Genomic DNA, 23772 nt, shown 5'->3' on the forward strand with positions numbered 1-23772 from the left:
GCGGCGGCGCGCAGGAGAACGACATGCCTGTTCCGATGGAATACCGCCTCGCCTCGCAGGATTTCGACCGCTTCCTGGCCGAGGTCGCCGACGCGACCGGGCTGGCGACGCGCAACCAGGCCTATACGACGACGCAGGGCGTGCTGCTGGCCTTCCCGCGGCGGCTCGATCTCGCGCAGGCCATCGCCTTCGCACAGGGGCTGCCGGCGATGCTGCGGGCGCTGTTCGTGATGGACTGGGACCCGCAGGAGCCGCGCATGGCGGGCTGGGATCGCGCCGCGATGAGCGATGAGGTTCGGCGGCTGCGCATCGACCACAATTTCTCGCCCGACAGCGCGATCGCGGATGTGGCGCGGGTTCTGCGCCGCCATGTCGACGCGGCCGCCTTCGCGCGCTGCCTCGCGGCCCTGCCGCCGGAGGCGCGGGCGTTCTGGTCGGCGGCGTAGGGTTTCAACGACAACGGCCGGCCCCGAAGGGCCGGCCGGCGACGTGTCGCGGGTCTCGAATCCGCAGGCGCGTCAGAACTGGTACTTCATCGTCGCCTTCACCGTGCGGCCGGGCTCGGTGTAGTAGTCGCGGGCCTGGGCGAGCGCGCCGGTCGGCACGTTGACGGCGTCCCAGTACTTGCGGTCGAAGATGTTGTAGACGCCGATCTGGAGTTCGAGGTCGGCGATCTGGGGCATCGGCTTCCACCAGGCGGTGGCGTTGAAGATCGCATAGCCCGGCGCCTTGAAGCCCTGGGTCGCGCCGGTGGTGGCGGCGACGTCGTTGCGGGCGGAGGCGAGCTTGGTCGAGACCTCGCCGCCCCAGCGCTCGGTGCCATAGGCGATGGCGACGATGCCCTGCATCGGCGGGATCGAGTTCAGATAGGTGTTGTCGTCCCTGTTCTTGCCGCGGGTGTAGGCAAACGAGCCGCGCACCAGCCAGTTCGGGGCGAAGGCGTATTGCATGTTCGCCTCGAAGCCCTGGATCTCGGCGCGCGCCACGTTGCGGAAGCTGGTGATGCCGCCCTGCGGATAGAGCCCGCCGACGCCGGGCGCTTGGGACTGATAGGTGTCGATGAAGTTGCGGTAGTTCGTGTGGAAATAGGTCAGCGAGCCGCCGAAAGCCTTGTCGCCGAAGCGGATGCCGACATCGATGCCGTTGCCAGTTTCGGGGCGCAGATCCGGGTTGCCGCTGCGCAGATAGGTCGTCGGCGAGCCGAAGCGGCCATAGAGCTCATTGGCGGTCGGCGGGCGGAAGGTCTTGGCCCATTGCGCGAAGACGGTGACGTCCTTGAACCAGGGGGTGTTCTTTAAAACCTCGTATTCCAGCCGGATGCGCGGCGACCAGGCGGAATCGCTGGACGAAGCCGGCAGGCCGGTCGGCCGCGAGGCGCCGTTGGTGTAGCTCGGCGTGTATTGCGGCTTCTCCTCATACCAGTCGTAGCGCAGGCCCGGTGTCAGGCGCAGGCGGTTGTCCAGCAGGCCGATCTCGTCCTGGACGTAGAATCCGACGAGCCGGCCATCGACCTTGGGCTGCTCGGACTGGTTGGTGGGGATGTTGTTGCACGTCGCGAAAGCGCCCGTGTAGATGCCCGACGCAGGCCGGGTCGGGCAGGCGTCGGAGCCGGCGCTGTACTGCTCCAGGCTCGAAATCCGCAGCTCGGTGCCGGCCGTGAGCTTGTGCGAGAGGATCCCGGTGTTGAAGCTCTTGATGACGTGGCCGTTGAAGCCGTAGGCGTTTTCCTCGTTCTCGTTGTCGCGGCTGTAGAGGCCGACGATGCTGGTGTAGCGATAGGCGTTGGTGAGGTCGTTGCGCTTCAGGCGCTGCCAGTAGGCGACCGCATGGGCCTCGTCAAAGAACGAGCCCGGCAGCTTGTAGTCGTAGCTCAGCGAAACGCGGTTGCGCTCGACGTCCTCGCCGGTGCGATAGGCGCCGGGGCGGTAGTTGCCGGTGAGCGACACCGCGTTGTCGCGGTTGTCGATGCGGTCCGCGCGCTTGAAGGTCTCGGCGGTGAGGCCGAAGCGATGCGCCTGATCGTTCGAGTACTGGTAGAGCTTGGCGAGGAAGCTGTACTGGTCGAAGTCGCGCGGATTGGGCTCGGTACGGGCGGCGCCGATCGTCTTGACGTTGCCGCCATTGCCGGTCTCGTGGCCGTTGCGGAAGCCGCCCTGGACCAGGGCCCAGGTGTTGTTCCAGCGCGCTGCGCCCGCCGCGCTGCCGAAGACGGCGCGGTCGGTGCTGTCGAAGCCGGTCTTGGCCAGCGCGCCGTAGGTGCGGCCCGCGCGGATGATGTCCTCGGGATCGAGCGTACGTACGGCCAGCACGCCGCCGAGGCCGCCGCTGCCGAGGGTGCTGCCGCCGCTGGGGCCGCGCAGCAGGTCGAGCGTCGACAGCGCATCGAAGTCGAAGGCGGTGGTGCCGCCACGGGTGACGCGGCTGTCGATCAGGAAGGGCTGGCGGATGCCGTCGACCGTCGTCAGCACGCGGGCGCCGTCGAGGCCGCGGATGTTGAGGCTGTTGGTCTGGCGGTTGAAGCTGATGCCGGCCTCGACGCGGTTCGACAGGTCGCTCAGGCTCTGGACCTGCTGGCGGTCGAGCTGTTCGCGCGTGGTGCGCGTCGTGGTCGGGCCTTCGACCAGGGCCTGGCCGGGCGCAGTCGCGCCCTCGACGGTGATCTGGTCGAGCACCACGGGCGCCTCCGCCGCCGGGGCGGTTGGCACGGCGCGGCTGCGCGCCTGTTGTTGCGACAGGGCCGGCGTGGCCAGCATCATCATCGCCAGAGTGCCGAGCGCGACGCCTTCGCGCAGCCTGCCTGAATACATCCCCATCGCCTTGACCCGCCCTTGCCGCCGCGGACAGCCCGAGGCCGCCGCGCCGCAGAAGTTTAAAATGAATATAAACAAGGCCTTATCCTCGCGATAAGGCTCTCACCCGTTATTGATCGAGTCGAAGACTGTCAACATCTGGCCGCATTAAGAACAATGTCCGATGCAATTGGAATACACTGCTGAATTCACTCTAATGAAGACTTGGTTTTACATTCTTCTAAAGAGACGGGCGGTGTCCTCGGCGCGGCGGCCGCGCGGGCTCCCGATCTCGTGAACGCTCCGGCCGCGACGGGCGACACGTTCCTGTTGCAACGCAGCGATAGGCGACCAACATGAGCGTCAGAAATGGAAACGCTCACCCCCATGCTCGACCGCCGGACGATGTTGACAGGATCTGCTGCGATGACGGCGTCGTGGGCGCTGCCGGGCGCCGGGCATGCGGCCGAGGCCGACGTGATCGTCATCGGCGCGGGCGCGGCCGGCATCGCCGCCGCCCATCAATTGAAGGCCGCGGGCCGCAAGGCCATCGTGCTGGAGGCACGGGGCCGGGTCGGCGGACGCGCCTTCACCGACAGCTCGCTCGGCCCCGCCTATGATGCCGGTGCGATGTTCATCCACTGGGCCGAGCGCAACCCCTGGGTCCAGATCGCGCGTGACCTCGGCGTCGCGACCTCCGACGAGTCTTGGGGCGGTGGTTTTCAGGTTTTCGCCGACGGCAAGCCGATGGCGGATGCCGACCGCCAGAAGCGCCGCGGGGCCTTCGGCCAGATCGACCGCCGGCTCGAGACGGTCGATCTGAAGCAGCGCGACCTCTCTGTGAAGGATCTGCTCGGCGATCTCGGCCCCGACCTGTCGCAGATCGCCTCTTCGGGGCTGCTGCTCTCGATTGGCGAGGAATCGGACCGGATATCGGCGCGCGACTATCAGCGCCTCTGGTCCGGCGACGATCTCCTGGTGCCGTCGGGCTACGGCAACCTCGTCGCGCGCCATGGCGCGGGCCTCGACATCCGCCTGAACCAGCCCGTGAGCGAGATCCGCTGGGACGGTCCCGGCGTGAGCGTCGCCACGCCTTCGGGGACGCTGCGAGCCAACGCCTGCATCGTCACGGTGCCGGTCGGCGTGCTGAAGGCGGGCGCGATCCGCTTCACGCCGGAGCTGCCGGCCCGCACGCGCGATGCGCTCGGCGGCATCGGCATGGGCGCGCTGACCAAGATCGCGCTCAAGGTCGAGGGCGACCGCTTCGGCATTTCGCCGGGCATGAGTTTCCTCGAAGCGGGCTCGGCCGGCCGCCTGATGAACGTCGATCTGTTTCCCGACGGCAAGGACATCGTCATCGCCTATTGCGGCGGCGACTATGCCCGCGAATTGTCGCTTGCTGGCCCCGACGCGGCGCGCGATCACCTCACCGACCTGCTGTCGAAGATGATCGGCGCCGACATCCGCAAGGCGGTGACCGGGATCTCCTTCCCGGCCTGGTGGACCGACCCGTTCTCGCGCGGCTCCTATTCCGTCTGCCTGCCGGGACGGGAGGCGGCGCGCGAGCAACTGGCCGAGCCGATCGGCGGGCGCGTCTTCATCGCCGGCGAGGCCACGGCCGGCGGCGGCGCCATGACCGTCGGCGGCGCGACGCTGGCGGGCCGCGCGGCGGCGGCGGCGGTGGCGCGGATCAAGGCCTGAAGCGGGGTGGCTGACCGGCGGTGTTGAGTCTCAGCCCTCATCCTGAGGAGCCGCGTAGCGGCGTCTCGAAGGATGGTCGAGGCGGCTGCAGAACCATCTGGAGCATCCTTCGAGACGCGATCTTCGATCGCTCCTCAGGATGAGGGCTGTGGCTCGTTAAAGCACCAGTTCCCAGTTCTGGCCGACGAGGTCCTGGCCGAAGGAGTGGTGCTTCTCTTCGGCGATCAACCGGAAGCCCTCGGCGACGTAGATCGCGCGGGCCGCGTGCAGGATGTCGTTGGTCCAGAGCTGCATGCGCCGGTATCCGGCCGCCCGGGCGAAGCCGATCGCCTCGCGCACCAGCGCCTTGCCGAGGCCGAGCCCGCGCCCCGGCCGGTCGACGATGACCATGCGCAGCTTCGCGGTCTCGTCGCTCTCGCGCATCACGAAGGCCGAACCCAGGATCTGCCCGTCGCGCTCGGCGATCAGCCCCTGTTCCAGGCCGGGGCGGAACGAACGCAGGAAGCCGGCCGCGATCTCGGCGACGAAGGCCTCGAAGCCGATGTCCCAGCCATAGTCCTCCGCATAGATCCGGCCATGGGTTGAGATCACCCAGCCGATGTCGCCGGGGCGGTGAGGGCGGATGATGGGGGCGGAGGCTTGCGCGGGCGCGGCGCCCGAAAGCAGCGTCTCGGCCTCTGCGAGCGCTGCCACCAGCCGGCCGCGCGCCGTCTCGTCGAGCGCGCGCAGCCGCTCGGCGGCTTCCGCCTGCGAGGCTTCGTCGAGGGGGCGGAAGACGGCGTGTCCGGCTTCGCTCAGACGCAAGGTCAGGGCGCGCCCATCGGCGGCTGAGCGCGCGCGCAGCAGCCAGGCTTCCGCGGCGAAGCGCTTCAGGATGCGCGAGAGATAGGCGGGGTCGAGCCCGAGCTCCTTCGCCAGATCCCCCGCCAGCCAGCCGTCGCGCCGGGCGAGCTCGTAGAGCACGCGCGCCTCGGTGAGTGTGAAGCCAGAGCCGAGCAAACTGCCGCCGAGCGCGCCGACCAGACGAGTATGGAAGCGGTTGAAGCGGCGCAGGGCCGCGACGGCATCGGCGAGATCGGACATGGACGCAGCCTCCGATGCCTATCTCATGGAAAATCATGGACTGAGTCAACTAAATTGGGTGAGGGCCGTTCGCGCTTTCTTGACGATCCCTTAACCGGGGTCTGGCGCAATCGCGGCCTTCGTCGCGCTCTCGGACTCCTCACCCATGCAGGTCGATCTCCTGGCCGGAACCACGCATCTCCACGCCGTGCTGGCGCGGCCGATGCCCACCATTCTCGTCTTCGATTCGGGGCTCGGCGGGCTGACCGTGCTGTCGCGCGTGGTGGAGGCCTGCCGCGGCGCCCATATCGTCTACGCCGCCGACGATGCCGGCTTTCCCTATGGCCGGCTGGCGGAGGGGGCGCTGATCAGCCGCGTGCTCGCCGTGATGGAGCGGCTGGTCGCGCGCCATCATCCCGATCTCGTCGTCATCGCCTGCAACACCGCCTCGACGCTGGTGCTGCCGGCCCTGCGGGCGCGCTTCGCCATTCCCTTCGTCGGCACCGTGCCCGCGATCAAGCCGGCCGCCGCGGCGACGCGCTCTGGCCTGATCTCAGTGCTGGCGACGCCGGGCACCGTGGCGCGCGACTACACGCGCGGGCTGGTCGCGACCTATGCCGCCGGTTGCGACGTGACGCTGGTTGGCGCGACGGGGCTGGCTGCGCTGGCCGAGGCCGCGCTCAAGGGCGAGCGCGTCGATGACGGAATGATCGCCGCCGAGATCGCGCCCTGTTTCGTCGAGCGGGACGGGCGGCGCACCGATGTGGTGACGCTCTCCTGCACGCATTATCCGCTGCTGCTGGAGCCGATGCGCCGCGTCGCGCCCTGGCCGGTGGAGTGGATCGACCCGGCGCCGGCGATCGCGCGGCGCGTCGGGCAACTGCTCGGGCCCGAGGTCGCCGCCGACCGGGCAGGGGGCCACGAAGCGGTCGCGGTCTTCACCTCCGGCGCCGGCATCACCGGCCCGCTGCGGATCGCGCTGGCGGGCCGCGGCCTGGCGGACGTCCTGATCGAGCCGATGCCGCTCGTCAGCTGAGGCTCAGGCGAAGCGCGCCGGGGCAAACGGCGTCGGGTCGACGAAGACCTTCTGGCCCGTCACCATCTCCGCGATCATGCGGCCGGTGACGGCGGCCAGCGTCAGCCCGTGATGGGCGTGGCCGAAGGAGAACCACAAGCCTTTGTGCTTGGGCGCCGGGCCGATGATCGGCATCATGTCGGGCGTGCAGGGGCGGCGGCCGAGCCAAGGCTCGGGATCGATCCGCTCCCCGAGCGGGAACAGCGTGCGGGCGATCGGCTCGGCGCGCTGGAGCTGAACCGGGGTCGGCGCGGCGTCGCGATCGGCGAATTCGGCGCCCGTCGTCAGGCGGATGCCCTGCTGCATTGGGGCGAGGAAGTAGCCGCGCTCGGTGTCGAGCACCGGGTGGTTGAGCACCGCATTGCCCTGCGCCTTGTAGTGCATGTGGTAGCCGCGCTTGACCGCCAGCGGCAGATTGTAGCCGAGCTTGCGCGAGAGCACGTCGGCCCATGGCCCGAGCGCGACGACCGCATCGCGGGCCTTGACGGTGGTGCCGTCGGCGAGCGTGACGCTCCACTCCGTTCCCTGCTGCGTCAGCGTGCCGGCGTCGCCGAGCGCAAGCCTTCCGCCGAGCGCCTCGAAGCGCGCGACATAGGCCTTGGAGAGGCCGAGCGGGTCGATCACGGTGACCGGATCGGTCCAGTGCAGGCCGCCGATCAGGCTGTCATGATCGAGATGGGGCTCCTCGGCTTTCAGCGTCGCCATGTCGAGCGGCCTGTAGTTCAGGCCGAAATCCCGGTTCCAGCGCGCAGCCTCGGCCAGGCGTTCGTCCTGCTGGGCGGCGGTGCGAAAGACCTTCATCCAGCCGTTGCGGCGCAAAAGCCCGGTGGCGCCGGCCTCCTGCGCGAGCGCATCATGCTCGCTGACGCAATGCTCGATCAGCGTGGCGTATTTCCGCGCGATCGCCTCGTGCTGGGAGGCGCGCGAATGCATCCAGTAGGACCAGAGGAAGGGCGCGAGCTTGGGAATGGCGCTCCAGTGGTAATGCGCGTCGATGGTGTTGTTCATCGCGTAGCGGATCAGCGCCCCGAAATCATGCGGGAAGCCGTAGGGGTAGACGCCCTCGCGCTGGATCAGCCCGGCATTGCCGTAGCTGGTCTCCTCGCCCGGCCCGCGCTTGTCGACGAGCAGGACCGAACGGCCCGCCTTCTGCAGGTGCAGCGCCACCGAAATCCCGACGATGCCTGCGCCGAGAACGATCGTATCCGTCGCCATGATCTTCTCCTGCCCCGCTCAATCCGCTTGAAAATAGCCGTTTGTGACGCTGTGTCAGCGGCATGGCGGGTTTTTGCGCGGTATTGGCGCAAGTTTCGCAAGATTTGCGCCATCGCCCGGATCGGCGTCGACCCGAGCCGGCAAAGCCGGGCCGACGCGCAATTTTCTGCCGACGCCGGGCGGGGCTGCGGCCGCTGCGGGTGACGGATGGGTGCCGATCGGCCAGTGTCGGCCTCCCTGCAGGGTCGAGTCGCTCTTGTCATGCTCATGCGCATCGCCGCTTCACTGGCCGCCGGCCTGGCCTGGCTCGGGCGCTACGGCACGCAGGGCTTTGCGCTGTCTATCTTCCTGGGGCTGGCGCTGCCGCAGTTCTCGGCGGCGGCGCGACCTCTGCTGCCGGTGACGATCTTCTGCTTCACCACCATCGTCTTCATGCGCGCGGATGTGGCGATCATCGCCGGCCTGCTGCGCAGCCCGGGCAAGCTCACCCTGACCTGCCTGTGGATGGTGGCCGCGCCCGTCGTCGTGATCGGCGGGGCCTTCCTGGTCGTGGGGCGAGACGCCATCGACCCCGGCCTGCTGCTGGGGCTCGCCATTCTGGCCGCCGCTCCGCCGATCATGTCCTCGCCCGCGGTTGCCCTGATCTATGGCTTCGAGCCGTCGCTGATCATCGCCGGCGTCATCATCACAACGGTCGCAAGCCCGATCGTCGCGCCGATGCTGGTGGAGCTGCTGGCGGGTGCCGCCGTGCCGCTCGACCGCTGGGCGCTGACGCTTCGCTTGGTCTTTTTCGTCGGCGGCGGCATGGCGGCCGCCGCGATCCTGCGATGGGCGCTCGGCATGGTCCGCATCAAGGCGATGAAGGCCAATCTCGATGGCTTCGGCGTGCTGATGTATTTCATCTTTGCGATCGCGGCGATGGACGGCGTGACGTCGGCAGCCATTGCCGCTCCGGCCCGGGTCAGCGGTTTCCTGGCCTGCGCCTTCGCGGTCTCGATCATCGGGCTGGTCGTGAGCTATCTCGCTTTGCGCTTCCTGCGGCGCTCCGAGCGCTTCATGGTCGGCTACGGCGCAGGCCAGCGCAACATGGGCATGATCGTCGCGGCGCTGGGGGCGGGCGTGCCGCCCTCGACCTTCCTGTTCTTCGCGCTGGCGCAGTTCCCGATCTATCTGATGCCCTGGCTGCTGAGCGGTTTTGCGGGGCGCATCCGCCGCGAGGAGGCGGCTGCTGACGGGGCCTGACGGCGGACCTTGCGAGGGTCGCTCCGTTCCATCGGAGTTGCCCCATGATCACGCTCTACAGCGGCCCGCTCAGCCTGTTCTCCCGCAAGGTCGAGATCGCGCTGCGCGAAAAGGCGCTGCCCTTCAAGCGGGTGATGGTCCCGTTCAACCAGACGACCGGCTACGACCCGAAGCATCCGGAGGTGCTGGCGCTCAATCCCAAGGGCCAGGTTCCGGTTCTCAGCGATGCCGGGCTCGTGCTCTACGATTCCACGGTGATCGTCGAATATCTCGACGAGGCCTATCCCGAGATCCCGCTCTATCCGCGCACACCGGCCGAGCGGGCCCGCTGCCGGCTGGACGAACTCTTCGCCGACGAGATCCTATTGCAGGCGCTGAAGCCGCTGATGCATCGCACCGGGCCGGTTGCGGCCGATCCGGTCCGACGGGCCGCGCAAGCTGCCGACGCACTGATCGCGGAGGAGGCGCTCGCCGGCCATCACGTCCGTCTGGAGGAGAGGCTGGCGGGGCGGGAATTCTTCGGGCCAAGGCTGTGTGCCGCCGACATCGCGCTGTTCATGGGGCTGCTTTTCGGCCGGCGGCTGGGCGGGCCGTCCTTCGCCGGGCATCCCGGCCTGTCCGGCTGGTTTGCGCGGCTCTCCGCGCGGCCGGCCTTCGCGCAGGTCGTGGCCGAGATCGCGGAAGCCGACCGGCGGCTCTCCGTGCCTGTCGCGCTGCGCTGAGCTTTCCACCGTCGCAGGTCCGAGGCTTCGAATCCGCATTTCCCTTCGCCGGGTCCATGCTTTAAACCGCGCGGCATGAGCGCCCCCATCCGCATCGCCCCCTCGATCCTCTCGGCCGACTTCTCGAAGCTCGGCGAGGAGGTGCGCGCGATCGATGCGGCCGGTGCCGACTGGATCCATTGCGACGTGATGGACGGGCATTTCGTGCCCAACATCACCTTCGGGCCCGACGTGCTGAAGGCGATCCGCCCGCACACGACCAAGTTCTTCGACGTGCATCTGATGATCGCGCCGGTCGACCCCTATGTCGAAGCCTTCGCCAAGGCCGGCGCCGACCTGATCTCCTTCCATGTCGAGGCCGGCCCGCATCCGCACCGGACGCTGCAGGCGATCAGGGCGCAGGGGAAAAAGGCCGGCATCGTCCTCAATCCCGGTACGCCGGCCTGCATGGTCGAGCCGCTGCTCGACGATCTCGATTTGATCCTGCTGATGACGGTCAATCCCGGCTTCGGCGGGCAGAGCTTCATCCATTCCGTGCTGCCGAAGATCGCGCAGGTGCGGGCGCTGATCGGCGAGCGGCCGATTTCGCTGGAGATCGACGGCGGGGCGACGGTCGAGACCGCGCCGCTCGCGGCGAAGGCCGGCGCGGACGTGTTCGTGGCCGGGTCCGCCGTGTTCAAGGGCGGTCCGGCCGCCTATGCCGGCAATATTGCCGCGATCCGTGGGGCGGCCGAGGCCGCGCGCGGGGAGTGGGTTTGAGAATTTAAAGGTTCGAGTCATCCCGGGTCTCCCAGCGGTCGCCCGGGATGACGTCGAGGATGTAATGGAAGGTCGAGCATGATCCCGCGCTATTCCCGCCCTGAGATGGTTGCCATCTGGGAGCCGCAGACCCGGTTCAAGATCTGGTTCGAGATCGAGGCGCATGCGACCGACAAGCTGGCCGAGCTCGGCGTCGTGCCGAAGGAGGCCGCCGCGACGATTTGGGCCAAGGCGAAGGACGCTACCTTCGACGTCGCCCGCATCGACGAGATCGAGCGCGTCACCAAGCACGACGTCATCGCCTTCCTGACGCATCTGGCCGAGATCGTCGGCCCCGAGGCGCGCTTCGTCCATCAGGGCATGACCTCCTCGGACATCCTCGACACCACGCTCTCCGTGCAGCTGGCCCGTGCCACCGACATCCTCATCGCCGATGTCGATGCGCTGCTGGCCGCCATCAAGCGCCGCGCCTTCGAGCACAAATTCACCCCGACGATCGGTCGCTCGCACGGCATCCATGCCGAGCCGGTGACGTTCGGGCTCAAGCTCGCCCAGGCCTATGCCGAGTTCGACCGCTGCCGGGCCCGGCTGGTGGCTGCCCGCGCCGAGATCGCGACCTGCGCGATTTCGGGCGCGGTCGGCACGTTTGCCAATATCGACCCAAGCGTCGAAGCCTATGTCGCCGACAAGATGGGTCTTTCCGTCGAGCCGGTCTCGACGCAGGTCATTCCGCGCGACCGGCATGCGATGTATTTTGCGACGCTCGGCGTCGTCGCCTCCAGCGTGGAGCGGCTGGCGACCGAGATCCGGCATCTCCAGCGCACCGAGGTCTATGAGGCGGAGGAGTTCTTCTCGGCCGGCCAGAAGGGCTCCTCGGCGATGCCGCACAAGCGCAACCCGGTGCTGACCGAGAACCTGACGGGCCTTGCCCGGCTCGTGCGCGGCATGGTCGTGCCGGCGCTGGAGAACGTCGCGCTCTGGCATGAGCGCGACATCTCGCACTCCTCGGTCGAGCGCATGATCGGCCCCGATGCGACCGTGACGCTCGATTTCGCGCTGGCGCGGCTGACCGGCGTCATCGACAAGCTGCTGATCTACCCCGACAACATGCGCAAGAACCTCGACAAGCTCGGCGGCCTGCACAACTCGCAGCGCGTGCTGCTCGCCCTGACGCAGGCCGGCGCCAGCCGCGAGGAGAGCTATTCGCTGGTCCAGCGAAACGCCATGCGGACCTGGGAGCATGGCGAGGATTTCCTCACAAATCTCAAGAAGGACGCCGAGGTCACCGCCCGCCTGTCAGCCGCCGAACTCGAGGCGATGTTCGACGAGGGCTACCATTTCAAGCATGTCGACACGATCTTCGCGCGGGTGTTCGGGGAGGGGTGAGCGCCGATGCGGATTGCGGTCCTTGCGGATATCCACGGCAATTTCGACGCGCTCGAAGCGGTCGTCGAGGATTTGGAGCGGACGCGGCCCGACCTGGTCGTGAATCTCGGCGATTGTCTTTCGGGGCCGCTAAAGGCGCGCGAGACGGCCGATCTGCTGATGTCGAAGGACTGGCTGACCGTTCGCGGCAATCACGACCGCCACCTGATCGAGCGGCCGCTCGATCAGCTTGGGCCGTCCGACAGGGCCGCTGCCGAGCAGTTGGAGACTCGGCATCTCGACTGGCTGAGGACGCTCCCTTTTTCCGCATCACCGACGGCTGGCGTCACCATGTTCCACGCTCAGCCCGGGCGAGACGACGAGTACCTGACGGAACGGCCGACCCCGCATGGCCATGAGGTGCTGTCGGACGACCGCGTGAGGGCGACGCTGGAAGGTGTCACGGCGGAACTCATCCTGTGTGGGCACTCGCATATTCCGCGCCTGATGGAACTCGCCGATGGGCGCAGCGTGTTCAATCCCGGCAGCGTCGGTCTGCCGGCTTACGACGACGATCATCCGTCATGGCACTTCATGCAGGCGGAGAGCCAGCATGCACGTTATGGCATCGCTGAACGGCATCGGGCCGGCTGGCGGTTCGCCTTTCTGGCGCTGCGATACGATTGGCGGGCGGCGGCTGACCTCGCCCGTGCCCGCGGCCGCACTGACTGGGCCCATGCCTTGTCGAGCGGTCTCGCCCTGAAGCCCGAATGATCCCGCCATGAAAACCTCCGACACCGACATTCTCATCGTTCCCGGCTGGTCCGGGTCCGGGCCCGATCACTGGCAGAGCCGCTGGGTCGCCAAGCTCTCGACCGCGCGGGTTGTCGAGCAGGAGGACTGGCACGCGCCGTCGCGGCTCTGGGCGGAGCGCATCGTGCGGGCGGTGCGAGCGGCGACGCGCCCGGTCGTGCTGGTCGGGCATTCCTGCGGCGTCAGCGCGATCGCGCATGCGGCCGCGCATCTCCACCCCGGCGAGGTGACAGGGGCCTTCCTGGTGGCGCCCGCGGCCGAGCGCGCCAAGCGCGAGCTGCCGGGCATGACGCCGGCCTTCGCCGCGCACCGGCGCGAGGTGCTGCCGTTCCGCAGCGTGCTGATCGCCAGCACTGACGATCCCTATTGTTCGCCCGAGGAGGCGAAGGAACTGGCTGAAGCCTGGGGCTCGGAGTTCGTCGATGCGGGCGAGAGCGGGCATCTCAACAGCGAATCCGGGCATGGCCCCTGGCCCGATGGCCTGCTGCGTTTCGCGGGCTTTCTCAGGAGCTTGACGGCGGTTCCGCAGCAACCGATTCAGTCGTAGCAGCCGCGAAATCCGCTCCGTCATCCTGGGTGGAGCGAAGCGAAGACCGGGATCCATCATCGGGCGAGACGTTGCCCTATGATGGATCCCGGATCTGCGCGGCTGCGCCGCTTGTCCAGGATGACGGTGTGTTTCCGAGATCTGATACGGGCTGCCTCCAAAACAAAATCGCCCCGGCTTGCACCGGGGCGGTCTCGTTTCACGCGAAGGCGTGATCAGCTGTCGAGATCAATTCTCGACATAGGTGATCTTGCCGTCGGCGCCCTTCTTCCAGGTGTACATGGTGTAGTCGGGGCGGGTGATGTCGCCCTTCTTGTCGAAGGCGATGTCGCCGATGACGGTCTTCACGGCGGCGCCGCCGCGGAGCGCCTCGGCGACCTTCTTGGGATCGACCGAGTTCGCGCGCTTGGCGCCTTCGGCCATGATCTGCACGGCGGCGTAGCTGTACAGGGTGTAGGCCTCGGGCTTGAAGTTCTTGGCGGCGAACTTCTGGATCACCGCGGCGGCTTCAGGGCGCTTCTGCGGGTCCGGCGGGAAGGTCATCAGCGTGCCTTCGACGCCGGGACCGCCGATCGTGGCGAATTCGTCGGTGGTGATGCCGTCGCCGGAGATCATCACGGCCTTGACGCCCTGGTCGCGCATCTGGCGCACGATCAGGCCGCCTTCGGTGTGCAGGCCGCCCCAGTAGACGTAGTCGGCGCCGACCGCCTTGATCTTCGAGATGAGCGCCGAGAAGTCCTTCTCGCCGGCGTTGACGCCTTCATAGAGCACGTCCTTGATGCCGGCCTTGGTCAGCCCCTTGCGGGTCTCGTCGGCGAGGCCCTGGCCATAGGTCGTCTTGTCGTGGATGACCGCGATCTTCTTGTCCTTGAAGTTCTTGGCGATGTAGGCCGCCGCGACCTCACCCTGCTGGTCGTCACGGCCGCAGGTCCGGAAGACGTTCCAGAGGCCGCGCTCGGTGATCTTCGGGTTGGTGGCCGAAGGCGAGATCATCAGGATGCCGTTCTCGGCATAGACTTCCGAGGCCGGCATGACGACGCCGGAGTTGAAGTGCCCGACGACCCATTTGACGCCGTCGCCGACGAACTTGTTGGCGACCGAGACGCCCTGCTTGGGATCGGAGACGTCGTCGCCGACCGAGAGCACGAGCTTCTGACCGAGGATGCCGCCGGCGGCGTTGATGTCCTCGACGGCCTGCTCCGTCCCGTTCTTGAGCTGGGCGCCGAAGGCGGCGTTGGGGCCGGTGATCGGGCCGGCGACGCCGAGCTTGATCTGGGCGTTGGCCACGCCGGAGAAGGCGAGGACCGCGCCGAGCGCGATGCTGCTCAACAGCAGTTTCTTCATGAGATGCGACTCCCCTGTATTGTCACTATGAACGGGCTGGATTGTCCGCCCGTCTCGGCGCGTGGTGACACCGTGGAACGCAGTCTTGCGTGTTTTCCACAATCTGTCACGCGTCAAGCTTGTTGCCTTTTTCAGGCGAGTTCCTTCGGAATCTGGGCGCCGGCGCGCGGTTTCCAGGTGAAAGGGCCTGTCCGCTCGAAGAGCCAGCGATACTGCCGCGTCATCTGCCCGGCGCGGTTGTAGCGCCAGCCGGCGAAGCCGAACCCCATCAGGATGATCGTGTCGACGATGTAGAAATGCAGCGTCAGCAACGTCGCCTCAAACAGGGCGAAATGGATGAACCGCACGACGAGGCCGAGCACCAGGACATAGGCCACGAGCTGGACGGTCGGCTTCCAGGTCAGCGCCATGGCGCGGCCCGTCATCCAGGCGAGCCAGCCGCCCATCACCACGGTGACCAGCAGGAAGAGCCAGACGGTCTTTTCCTCATACAGAATGCCCTGCATGTCAGTGCCTCCCGCCTTCGAGATAGGCGGCGCGGACCTGCGGGTTGGCGAGGAGTTCCTGGCCGGTGCCGCTCATGGTGACGACGCCGTTGACCATCACATAACCGCGATGGGCGAGCTTGAGCGCATGGAAGGCATTCTGCTCGACCAGGAAGACGGTGAGGCCCTGAGTGCGGTTCAGTTCGCGGATGGCATCGAAGATCTGCTTCACGATCAGCGGGGCGAGACCCAGCGAAGGCTCGTCCAGCAGCAGGAGCTTCGGCCGCGCCATCAGCGCGCGCGCGATCGCCACCATCTGCTGCTCGCCGCCCGAGAGCGTGCCGCCGCGCTGCTGCAGGCGCTCCCGAATGCGCGGGAAGAGCGTGCAGATCTTTTCCAGGTCCTCGTCGAAATGGGAGAGGTCGCGCAGCGCCGCGCCCATCTGCAGGTTCTCGAACACGGTCATCCGCGGGAAGATGCGCCGTCCCTCGGGGGACTGGGCGATCCCCAGGCGTGCGATCAGATGGCTCGGCATCCTCGTGATGTCGCGCCCCTCATAGGTGATCGTGCCCTCGCGGGCCTGGGGATTGCCGAAGATCGTCATCATCAGCGTCGATTTGCCGGCGCCGTTGGCGCCGATCATGGTGACGATCTCTCCCTCGCGGACATCCATGTCGACGCCCTTCAGGGCGATGATCTTGCCGTAATAGGTCTTGACGCCACGGACCGCGAGCAGCGGCTGCGCCTGCGTCGCCGGCGAGGGCTGGGACTGCGGCAGGGTCTGGGTCTCCGGATGGGTTTGGGTCACGCGATCCCGACCTCCGCTTCGACGGCCGCGACCTCGTCGTCGTCGACGCCGAGATAGGCTGCGATCACCTTGGGGTCGGCCTGGATTTCGGCCGGCGTGCCGTCGGCGATCTTGGTGCCGTAATCGAGCACCACGACATGGTCGGAAATCTCCATCACCACCGACATGTCGTGCTCGATCAGGAGCAGCGCCGTGCCGAGTTCCTGGCGAATGGACAGCAGCAGCACGTTCAGATCATGGCTCTCGCGCGGGTTGAGGCCGGCGGCGGGCTCGTCGAGGCAGAGCAGGACCGGGTCGGTGCACATGGCGCGCGCGATTTCGAGCCGGCGCTGGTCGCCATAGGGCAGGTCGGCGGCGGGGTCGTCGGCCCGATCCATCAGGTTGATCTTGTCGAGCCAGAACTTGGCCTTCTCGATCGCCTCATTCTCGCGGGCCTTGTAGCCGCCGATCCCCAGCACCCCGAGGAAGGTGTAGCCCGAGGCGATCATCAGCGGGTTGTGCTGCGCGACCAGCAGATTTTCCAGCACGGTCATGCCGCCGAACAGGCGGATGTTCTGGAAGGTGCGGGCGACCTTGGCCTTCCAGCTGATCTGGAAGTCCGGCATGCGCTCGAGCAGGTAGGCGGCGCCCGAATCCTGCGTCAGCGTCATCATGCCTTCGGTCGGCTTGTAGAAGCCGGTGATGCAGTTGAAGACCGTGGTCTTGCCGGCGCCGTTGGGGCCGATCAGGGCGGTGATGTCGCCCTTGCGTGCCTCGAAGGAGAGGTCGTTGACGGCGGTCAGGCCGCCGAAGCGCATGGTCAGGTGATCGACCTGGAGCAGGGGCTTGCCGAAGCCGGCATGGGCCGCGTGAAGAGGGCTCGTCATCAGCCGTGCCCCTCCTGGACCATATCGGCCGAGATCGTCTTCTTCTCCTTGAGGAAGGCGGTGGGTTCGCGCGTCGAGATCAGGCCGCGCGGCTTCCAGATCATGATCAGCACCATGGCGAGGCCGAAGATCAGCATGCGGTATTTCGTCGGGTCGAAATCATTGCCGAAGATCGCCTTCAGCCAGTCGAGCTCGCGCAGCAGTTCGGTGCCGCCGATCATCACGATCGCGGCGATGGCGCAGCCCCAGAGCGAGCCCATGCCGCCGAGCACGACGATCGCCAGGATCACCGCCGATTCCATGAAGACGAAGGATTCCGGCGAGATGAAGCCCTGGCGGGCCGAGAAGAAGGCGCCGGCGAAACCGCCGAACATGGCACCGATCGAGAAGGCGGTGAGCTTGGTCGAGGTGGTGTTGATGCCCAGCGAGCGGCAGGCGATCTCGTCCTCGCGCAGCGCCTCCCAGGCCCGGCCGACGGGCAGCCTGCGCAGGCGCAAGGTGACGAAGGCGGTGAGCAGGGCGAGCGCCAGGATCAGGTAATAGAGGAAGATCGTGCGGTAGAGCGGGGTGAATTCGAGCCCGAACACGGCGGCGAAGCCGGTGTCGCTGGCGTTGAAGGGGATGCCGAAGAAGGTCGGCCGCGGGATGCCGGAGATGCCGGCATAGCCGCCGGAGAAATCGACCCAGTTGATCAGGACGAGGCGGATGATCTCGCCGAAGGCGAGCGTCACGATCGCCAGATAGTCGCCGCGCAATCGTAAGACCGGGAAGCCGAGCAGCATGCCCCAGAAGGCCGCCAGAATCCCCGAGAGCGGCAGCAGGATCCAGAAGGACAGGCCGAAATTCTTGGCCAGCAGCGCGTAGGAATAGGCGCCCACCGCATAGAAGGCGACATAGCCGAGATCGAGCAGGCCGGCGAGGCCGACGACGATGTTCAGCCCCCAGCCGAGCATGACGTAGATCAGGATCTGGATGCCGAAATTGTCGATCCATTTCAGCGCGCCGCCCCAGCCCGCCAGGTTGATCGCTATGATCGGGAAGGTGACGAGGAAGCCGAGCCCGAACAGCGAGAATTTGCGCGAGTGCCGCTGGAAGAACGAGAGCGTGCCGGCGGGCAGGAAGCGCCCAAGCGATTGCCGCTGTGACTTGGTCTGCTGGCGCAGGACGATAATCAGGCGCCCGACGAAGACGATGGCGACCGCCCAGGCGACCGCATCCCAGCGCGGATCGAGCACCAGGACATTGTCCATGTTCTGGCGCGTGCCCCAGGCGATGATCGGGATGCACAGGCCCAGCGTGACGAAGGCGGCGAAGCCCGCCTCCTTGAAGGCGGCCGGCCAGTCGCGCTGCGAGGAGGCGGCAGGCGCTGCGGATGGGGTTGCGGGCTTGGCCATGGCTTTCAGACCTTCTCGACTTCAGGACGGCCGAGAAGGCCCGAGGGCATGAAGACCAGCACGATCGCCAGGATGCAGAAGGCGGCGACGTCCTTGTAGTCGATGGTGAAATAGGCCGACCACATCACCTCGATCAGGCCGATCAGCAGCCCGCCGATGACGGCGCCCGGCAGCGAGCCGATGCCGCCGAGCACGGCTGCGGTGAAGGCCTTCACGCCCGGCACGAAGCCGTCATGGAAGGAGACCACGCCGTAGAGGACGAGATACATCACGCCGGCCACGGCGGCGAGGGCGGCGCCCATGATGAAGGTGATCGAGATCGTGCGGTCGACGTCGATGCCGAGCAGCGAGGCCATCTTGCGATCCTGCTCGCAGGCGCGCTGGGCGCGGCCGAGCGGCGTCTTCTGGACGATGTACCAGAAGATCGCCAGCAGCACCGCGGTCGTCACGATGATGGCGATCTGCTTGTAGGAAATCTGGACGGAATAGGTCGCGCTCTCGATCAGCGTGATCGACTTGTTGAGCATGGGCGGCGTCGACTTGTTGCGCGGGCCCTGCACGACCTGGACGAAGTTCATCAGGAAGATCGACATGCCGATCGCCGAGATCAGCGGGGCGAGCCTGAAGGAGCCGCGCAAGGGGCGATAGGCGACACGCTCGATCGCCCAGCTCCAGAGCGCGGTGAAGAACATCGCCAGCACGAGCACGAGGATCAGTGCGACCACGATCAGCGCGGCCCCGAACCAGGAGGCGATCAGCATGAAGAAGATCAGCGCGATGAAGGCCGACAGCATGAAGACGTCGCCATGGGCGAAGTTGACCATGCCGATGATGCCGAAGACCATCGTATAGCCGATGGCGATGAGGCCGTAGATCGACCCCAGGGTCAGCCCGTTGATGAGCTGCTGCAGGAACACTTCCATCGTCGACGCAGACCCCTCGAACCCGCTCCCGTTCTCTTGTGTCGGCATGACGCCGACGCATGCGGGATGCGATTGCTACGCAGAGCTACCAATGCCTTGCCGTTTCGACAATCGCGCCCGGCCATAAAACTGTCAAAAGCAATCTGCGGCCGAATGCCTCGCAATTGGGCAGCAGCCTGTGCGGCAGCGCGGGGATTTCACGCAAGATGATTGTGCTTGGGGCAGGGCGTCGGCGGCAGTCCGCAGCCGACGGGCCTGCTGCTGGGTTGAGGCGGTCCGGCGTTCAGGGCCGATCGGTCACAAGGAAACCATGCGCCAGCGGGTCGCGGTCGTCGATGAAGATCGTGTTGTAGCCAGTCATCCGGGCCCAGCCCTCGATCGAGGGGATGATGCCCTCGAAGGGCCCGACCTGCGCGGTGGCCTCCACCCGGCCGCGGAACATCGTGCCGATGATGCTTTCATGGACGAAGTCGTCGCCGACCTGGAGTTTGCCGAGCGCCGCCCATTGCGCCATGCGCGAGGAGGTGCCGGTGCCGCAGGGCGAGCGGTCGATCGCCTTGTCGCCATAGAACACGGCGTTGCGGGCATGGGCCTCGGGCTTGGTCGGCGCGCCCGTCCAGAGGATGTGCGAGAGCCCGTTGATCGCCGGGTTCTCGGGGTGGATGAACTCGTATTTCGCGTTGAGCGCCGCGCGCAGCTTCGGGCTCCAGCGCTGAATGTCGGAGGGGTTGATGTCGGCGATGTCGCTGAAAGCGTCCTGCGGATCGACGATCGCGTAGAAATTGCCGCCATAAGCGACATCGACCGTCACCTCGCCGAGCTCCTCGATCTCGGCGGTCAGGCCCGTCGCATGGAGGTAAGACGCGATGTTGGTGATGCGGACATTGTCGACATAGTCACCGTTGCGGGTGTAGCGGGCGGTGACCAGGCCGGCGGGCGTGTCGATCCGCAGCACGCCCTCCTCGCGCGGGGTGACGAGGCCACGCTCCAGCGCCATCGTCACCGTGCCGATGGTGCCGTGGCCGCACATCGGCAGGCAGCCCGAGGTCTCGATGAACAAGAAGGCGATGTCGGCGTCGTCGCGGGTCGGGGGATAGAGGATCGAGCCGGACATGACATCGTGGCCACGCGGCTCGAACATCAGCCCGGTGCGAATCCAGTCAAACTCCGCCAGGAAGTGTGCGCGCTTCTCGACCATGTTGGCGCCCTTGAGTGGCGGGGCCCCGCCCGCGACCATGCGCACCGGGTTGCCGCAGGTATGGCCATCGACGCAGAAAAAGGTGTGGGTGCTCATCGGCTTGGCTCGGTCAGTTGGCGGATTGATTCAGGCGATGCGACGCAGATCTGCTGAGGGGAATACGGCGCGCATCAGAAGCGCTGCGGGCTGAAGGGCGACAGGTCGATGGCGGGCGCGCGGCCCGCGACCAGCGCCGCCACGAGGTCGGCCGTGACGGTCGCCTGCGTCATGCCGTAATGGCCGTGGCCGAAGGCGTGGACGACGTGCGGGTTGCGGCTGGCCTTGCCGATCACCGGCAGCGAGTCGGGCAGGGAGGGGCGGAAGCCCATCCAGAGCGTGCCGCTGTCGAAATCCGGCAAGCCCTCCACGAACTGGCTCGCCTTGTCGTAGAGGATTCTCGTGCGGGCATGGTTGGGGGGCGCCTCCAGCCCGCCGAACTCGACCGCGCCGCCGATGCGCAGGCCGCTCTCCAGCGGCGTCATGACGAAGCCGTGGCCTTCGAAGCCGATCGGCCGCGAGGTCAGGCCGGTCACGCCGGGGAAGCTGACATTGTAGCCGCGCTCGGTGTCGAGCGGCACCGTGTCGCCGAGCGCCGCCGCGAGCGGCTTTGACCAGGCGCCGGCCGCGACCACCGCGCGATCGACCACGCGCTGGAAGCCGTCGGCCCCGATCAGGGCGGGGCGTTCGCCGGTCGAGATGTTGGAGATCGCGGCTTTCTCGAAGGTCGCGCCGCGCGCCAGCGCCGCCTCGAACAAGGCCAGCGTCAGCTGCAGCGGGTCGCTGATATGGGCGGTGTCGGGGTGGAAGGCCGCGCCGACGAAGCGGTCCTTCAGGGCCGGCTCGAACTGTCGCAGTTCCTCGGGGCCGATCATCTCGACGGTGATGCCGAACTCCGCCTGGCGCTTCGCGATGCCGCGCGCCTCCTCGAAGGCGCCGCGCTCGGTGAAGGCGTAGAGGCCGCCCTTGCGGTGGATGTGGCTCTCGAGCCCGGCGCTTCTGGCGCGCGCCAGCCAGGCGGGTAAAGCGCGCTGCTGCAGGGCGCCGATGCCCTGGATCGAGCGTTCATAGGCCTCGGGCCGTGCCGCCAGCACGAAGCGCAGCAGCCAGGGCAGGAGTTTCGGAAAATAGGCCGGGCGGATCGCCAGCGGGCCCAGCGGGTCGAGCAGAAATTTCGGGACCTGCCTGAGGATCTTGGGGCTCGCGATCGGCAGGATGTCGGTATGGGCCATCCAGCCGGCATTGCCGCGCGAGGGGCCGAAGCCCGGGCCCTCCTTGTCGAGGATCAGGACCTCATGGCCCTCGTCGAGCAGGGCGTGGGCGGTGGCGCAGCCGACGATGCCGGCCCCGACGATGGCGATTTTCACGACGCGGCGTCCGTCATCAGAGGGAGAGTTCCTTCAGGGCGTCCGGCCGTTTGACCTCGATCTCGACGAAGGCGATCGGATGGTCGGAGCCGTTCATGACGTCGTGCTCGATGCCGGCGGGCCGCATATAGGCCTGGCCCTGAGCGAGGGGGACGTCCGTCGTCTTCGTGCCGTCATGGATGCGCAGCGTGCCGGCGACCAGCATGACCACGAAATAGGGCCAGCCATGGCTGTGCCAGCCGGTGACGGCGCCGGGCTCGAAATCCCAGCGGGTGATGCGGATGGCCGCGTCATCCTGCTGGACCGTGGCGACGGCGGGGATCGTGCAGGTGAAGGCCATTGTCACTCTCCGCGTCCGACGCCGCCAGCCCCTGGCGAAGCGGGACGCCTTCCTTGAGCCTCGCATTCTCGCTCAGCCGAGCCGGCCCGTCGAGGTCCGCGCGGGCACGCGGCATCGATGGCGTGGTCCTGGCAGAATGCGTCTTGCGCGCGGGGCTGTTTGGCCTGCAGATTGCAAAAAGCCGAGTCCGCGCGCGATACGTTAGGATTGATTTATCAATGGCTGCCAGAGCGTCAATCAAAGCCCGTGCGTCGCAGCCGATCAGCCGTCGAGGGGTGGGCGCATGAGCCTGCGCCCGGCCGTCGCCGCCGACAGCTATGAGGAGGACGGCGCTGCCCCGCAGCAGGGCGCGCCAAGCCTGACCGAGATCGCCTATCGGCGGCTCGAGGAGGCGATCGTGACGCTGTCGCTGCGGCCTGGCGCGGTGCTGACCGAGGCGCAGATGATCGACATGGTCGGTGTCGGGCGCACGCCGGTGCGCGAGGCTCTGATTCGCCTGGCGCAGCAGGGGCTGGTCGAGGTGCTGCCGCGCAAGGGCGTCGCGATCGCGGGAATCAACGCCATCGACATCATGGCGGCGCTCGATGCGCGCGAGGTGCTGGAGCGCCTGATCGCGGGTGACGCGGCGAGGCGCGCGAGCCCGGGCGAGCGCATCGCGATCGTCGAGATCGCGCGCGCGATGCGGGCGGCTGCCCAGGATGGCGACGCCAACGCCTATATGCGGCTCGACAAGGAGCTCGACGCCATGGTCGCTGCCGCCGCCCGCAGCCCCTACGCGACGCGGGCGGTCGAGCCGCTGCAGGCGCTGATCCGGCGGGCCTGGTACCATTTCGAGCGGCAAGACGATCTGCTGCCGGCCGCCAGCCACCATGTCGCCTTCGCCCAGGCGGTGGCGACGGCCGATCCGGCTGCGGCGATGGCGGCCAGCGACGCGCTGATGCTGCATCTGCGCAGCGGGCTGCTGGCGACGCTGGAGCGCGAGTGAGAGGGGCGGCGCGGAGGCGATATCCCAGCTTGCCCCGTCGCAATGCGGGCCGCGCGCGGTGGCCGCAGGCCGCTCAATCTGGCTTTCTGGGGCCGCAGACCTTAGATGGACGCTGACCCGATCGATCGGCCCGCCGGAAACCCATGACAGAACCCGTCTTTCCCGTGTCGCGGGCGATGCCCGAGGCCGCGCTGTTTCGCGACGCGATGGCGCGTGTCGCCAGCGCTGTGCATGTCGTCACCACGCTCGGCCCGCAGGGGCGGGTCGGGTTGACGGCGACGGCTGTCGCCTCCGTCTCGGATGCGCCGCCGACCGTGCTGGTCTGCGTCGCCAAGCTGAGCCGGACGCTGGCGGTGATCGAGGCGAGCGGCGTGTTCTGCGTCAATACCCTGCCGGGCGACGATCTCGACCTCGCCGAAATCTTCGCCAGCCGTCGCGGCATCGAGGGCGAGGCGCGGTTCGCGACGCGGGACTGGAGCGCTCTCACGACTGGCGCGCCGGCCCTTTCGGGCGCGGTCGCGGCTTTCGACTGCCGACTGGTGGCGGCTCACGACGTGGCGACCCACCGCATTCTGATCGGCGAGGTGGTCGGGCTCGGCGGCGCGGCGGCGCCCCCCGGAACCAGCCTGATCTACCGGCAGCGGGGTTTCGAGGCGGTTTAGCGCCGAGGGACACGGCGCCGCGAGGGCCTCTGGATTTGTTTCGCGTCATTGCGAGCGCAGCGAAGCAATCCAGG

Annotated in this window: 22 protein-coding genes and 1 pseudogene; 11 read left to right on the forward strand and 12 right to left on the reverse strand. The window is 67.6% G+C overall.

What is annotated here, in order from left to right; all coding sequences use genetic code 11:
• The first annotated feature begins 23 nt into the window (after positions 1 to 23).
• Positions 24 to 446 carry a DUF2267 domain-containing protein gene (locus Q8S38_RS21315; protein WP_305682350.1) on the forward strand — a complete coding sequence of 141 codons (423 nt, stop codon included), beginning with the start codon at positions 24 to 26 and terminating at the stop codon, positions 444 to 446.
• A 72-nt stretch (positions 447 to 518) separates the two neighbouring features.
• Here Q8S38_RS21315 and Q8S38_RS21320 read toward each other — a convergent pair whose 3' ends face one another.
• Entirely contained in the window at positions 519 to 2807 is a 2289-nt protein-coding gene (locus Q8S38_RS21320) for a TonB-dependent hemoglobin/transferrin/lactoferrin family receptor (protein WP_305682351.1), read from the reverse strand.
• Positions 2808 to 3215: 408 nt separating this feature from the next.
• Between Q8S38_RS21320 and Q8S38_RS21325 the strand changes: the two genes are divergently transcribed.
• On the forward strand, positions 3216 to 4490 hold the full coding sequence (locus tag Q8S38_RS21325; protein WP_305682352.1) for a flavin monoamine oxidase family protein: 1275 nt from the start codon (positions 3216 to 3218) through the stop codon (positions 4488 to 4490).
• A gap of 156 nt (positions 4491 to 4646) precedes the next feature.
• On the opposite strand, the gene Q8S38_RS21330 is transcribed toward Q8S38_RS21325, so the two are convergent.
• Positions 4647 to 5573 carry a bifunctional helix-turn-helix transcriptional regulator/GNAT family N-acetyltransferase gene (locus Q8S38_RS21330; RefSeq protein WP_305682353.1) on the reverse strand — a complete coding sequence of 309 codons (927 nt, stop codon included), beginning with the start codon at positions 5571 to 5573 and terminating at the stop codon, positions 4647 to 4649.
• A gap of 145 nt (positions 5574 to 5718) precedes the next feature.
• Here Q8S38_RS21330 and murI point away from each other — a divergent pair, with 145 nt between their 5' ends.
• A complete protein-coding gene (gene murI / locus Q8S38_RS21335; RefSeq protein WP_305682354.1) occupies positions 5719 to 6588 on the forward strand; it encodes a glutamate racemase in 870 nt (289 codons plus the stop codon).
• Between the two features lie 3 nt (positions 6589 to 6591).
• Here murI and Q8S38_RS21340 read toward each other — a convergent pair whose 3' ends face one another.
• Positions 6592 to 7842, reverse strand: a complete 1251-nt coding sequence (locus Q8S38_RS21340; protein ID WP_305682355.1) for an NAD(P)/FAD-dependent oxidoreductase — start codon at positions 7840 to 7842, stop codon at positions 6592 to 6594.
• Between the two features lie 261 nt (positions 7843 to 8103).
• Between Q8S38_RS21340 and Q8S38_RS21345 the strand changes: the two genes are divergently transcribed.
• The 6 genes from Q8S38_RS21345 (at position 8104) to Q8S38_RS21370 (ending at position 13290) form a co-directional block, all read left to right on the forward strand.
• Complete coding sequence (locus tag Q8S38_RS21345) at positions 8104 to 9084, forward strand: hypothetical protein (protein ID WP_305682356.1); 981 nt, start codon at positions 8104 to 8106, stop codon at positions 9082 to 9084.
• A 44-nt stretch (positions 9085 to 9128) separates the two neighbouring features.
• Positions 9129 to 9806, forward strand: a complete 678-nt coding sequence (locus tag Q8S38_RS21350) for a glutathione S-transferase family protein (protein WP_305682357.1) — start codon at positions 9129 to 9131, stop codon at positions 9804 to 9806.
• A gap of 75 nt (positions 9807 to 9881) precedes the next feature.
• On the forward strand, positions 9882 to 10565 hold the full coding sequence (gene rpe / locus Q8S38_RS21355) for a ribulose-phosphate 3-epimerase (protein ID WP_305682358.1): 684 nt from the start codon (positions 9882 to 9884) through the stop codon (positions 10563 to 10565).
• A gap of 78 nt (positions 10566 to 10643) precedes the next feature.
• Positions 10644 to 11951, forward strand: coding sequence for an adenylosuccinate lyase (purB, locus tag Q8S38_RS21360; protein WP_305682359.1), 1308 nt, complete (start codon positions 10644 to 10646; stop codon positions 11949 to 11951).
• 6 nt (positions 11952 to 11957) lie between these two features.
• Complete coding sequence (locus Q8S38_RS21365; RefSeq protein ID WP_305682360.1) at positions 11958 to 12704, forward strand: metallophosphoesterase family protein; 747 nt, start codon at positions 11958 to 11960, stop codon at positions 12702 to 12704.
• Between the two features lie 7 nt (positions 12705 to 12711).
• Positions 12712 to 13290: an RBBP9/YdeN family alpha/beta hydrolase gene (locus Q8S38_RS21370; RefSeq protein WP_305682361.1), complete on the forward strand. Its 579-nt coding sequence runs from the start codon at positions 12712 to 12714 to the stop codon at positions 13288 to 13290.
• 228 nt (positions 13291 to 13518) lie between these two features.
• Here the strand turns inward: Q8S38_RS21370 and Q8S38_RS21375 are convergent, their stop codons facing one another.
• From Q8S38_RS21375 to Q8S38_RS21415, 9 genes and pseudogenes are all read right to left on the reverse strand, one after another.
• Positions 13519 to 14634, reverse strand: a complete 1116-nt coding sequence (locus tag Q8S38_RS21375) for a branched-chain amino acid ABC transporter substrate-binding protein (RefSeq protein ID WP_305682362.1) — start codon at positions 14632 to 14634, stop codon at positions 13519 to 13521.
• Between the two features lie 131 nt (positions 14635 to 14765).
• Entirely contained in the window at positions 14766 to 15140 is a 375-nt protein-coding gene (locus Q8S38_RS21380) for a DUF6867 family protein (RefSeq protein WP_305682363.1), read from the reverse strand.
• 1 nt (position 15141) lies between these two features.
• Positions 15142 to 15897 (reverse strand): ABC transporter ATP-binding protein, encoded by a 756-nt coding sequence (locus tag Q8S38_RS21385; RefSeq protein ID WP_305682508.1) that lies wholly within the window; start codon positions 15895 to 15897, stop codon positions 15142 to 15144.
• 56 nt (positions 15898 to 15953) lie between these two features.
• Positions 15954 to 16793 (reverse strand): annotated as a pseudogene (locus tag Q8S38_RS21390) (ABC transporter ATP-binding protein); the annotation flags it as partial.
• On the reverse strand, positions 16793 to 18187 hold the full coding sequence (gene livM, locus Q8S38_RS21395; protein ID WP_305682365.1) for a high-affinity branched-chain amino acid ABC transporter permease LivM: 1395 nt from the start codon (positions 18185 to 18187) through the stop codon (positions 16793 to 16795). The gene livM and the pseudogene Q8S38_RS21390, both read right to left, overlap by 1 nt.
• A 5-nt stretch (positions 18188 to 18192) precedes the next feature.
• Positions 18193 to 19110 carry a branched-chain amino acid ABC transporter permease gene (locus tag Q8S38_RS21400; RefSeq protein WP_305682366.1) on the reverse strand — a complete coding sequence of 306 codons (918 nt, stop codon included), beginning with the start codon at positions 19108 to 19110 and terminating at the stop codon, positions 18193 to 18195.
• A gap of 283 nt (positions 19111 to 19393) precedes the next feature.
• Entirely contained in the window at positions 19394 to 20404 is a 1011-nt protein-coding gene (locus tag Q8S38_RS21405; RefSeq protein ID WP_305682367.1) for a 4-hydroxyproline epimerase, read from the reverse strand.
• A gap of 74 nt (positions 20405 to 20478) precedes the next feature.
• A complete protein-coding gene (locus Q8S38_RS21410; protein WP_305682368.1) occupies positions 20479 to 21711 on the reverse strand; it encodes an NAD(P)/FAD-dependent oxidoreductase in 1233 nt (410 codons plus the stop codon).
• A 16-nt stretch (positions 21712 to 21727) separates the two neighbouring features.
• Complete coding sequence (locus Q8S38_RS21415; RefSeq protein ID WP_305682369.1) at positions 21728 to 22051, reverse strand: cupin domain-containing protein; 324 nt, start codon at positions 22049 to 22051, stop codon at positions 21728 to 21730.
• 283 nt (positions 22052 to 22334) lie between these two features.
• Here Q8S38_RS21415 and Q8S38_RS21420 point away from each other — a divergent pair, with 283 nt between their 5' ends.
• Both Q8S38_RS21420 and Q8S38_RS21425 read left to right on the forward strand, forming a co-directional pair.
• The gene (locus Q8S38_RS21420; protein ID WP_305682370.1) at positions 22335 to 23036 is read left to right on the forward strand and encodes a GntR family transcriptional regulator; all 702 of its coding nucleotides are present in this window, start codon (positions 22335 to 22337) and stop codon (positions 23034 to 23036) included.
• A 143-nt stretch (positions 23037 to 23179) separates the two neighbouring features.
• On the forward strand, positions 23180 to 23698 hold the full coding sequence (locus tag Q8S38_RS21425; RefSeq protein WP_305682371.1) for a flavin reductase family protein: 519 nt from the start codon (positions 23180 to 23182) through the stop codon (positions 23696 to 23698).
• The last annotated feature ends 74 nt before the right edge of the window (positions 23699 to 23772 follow it).

The sequence above is a fragment of the Allobosea sp. genome, assembly GCF_030695125.1.
Lineage (GTDB): Bacteria > Pseudomonadota > Alphaproteobacteria > Rhizobiales > Beijerinckiaceae > Allobosea.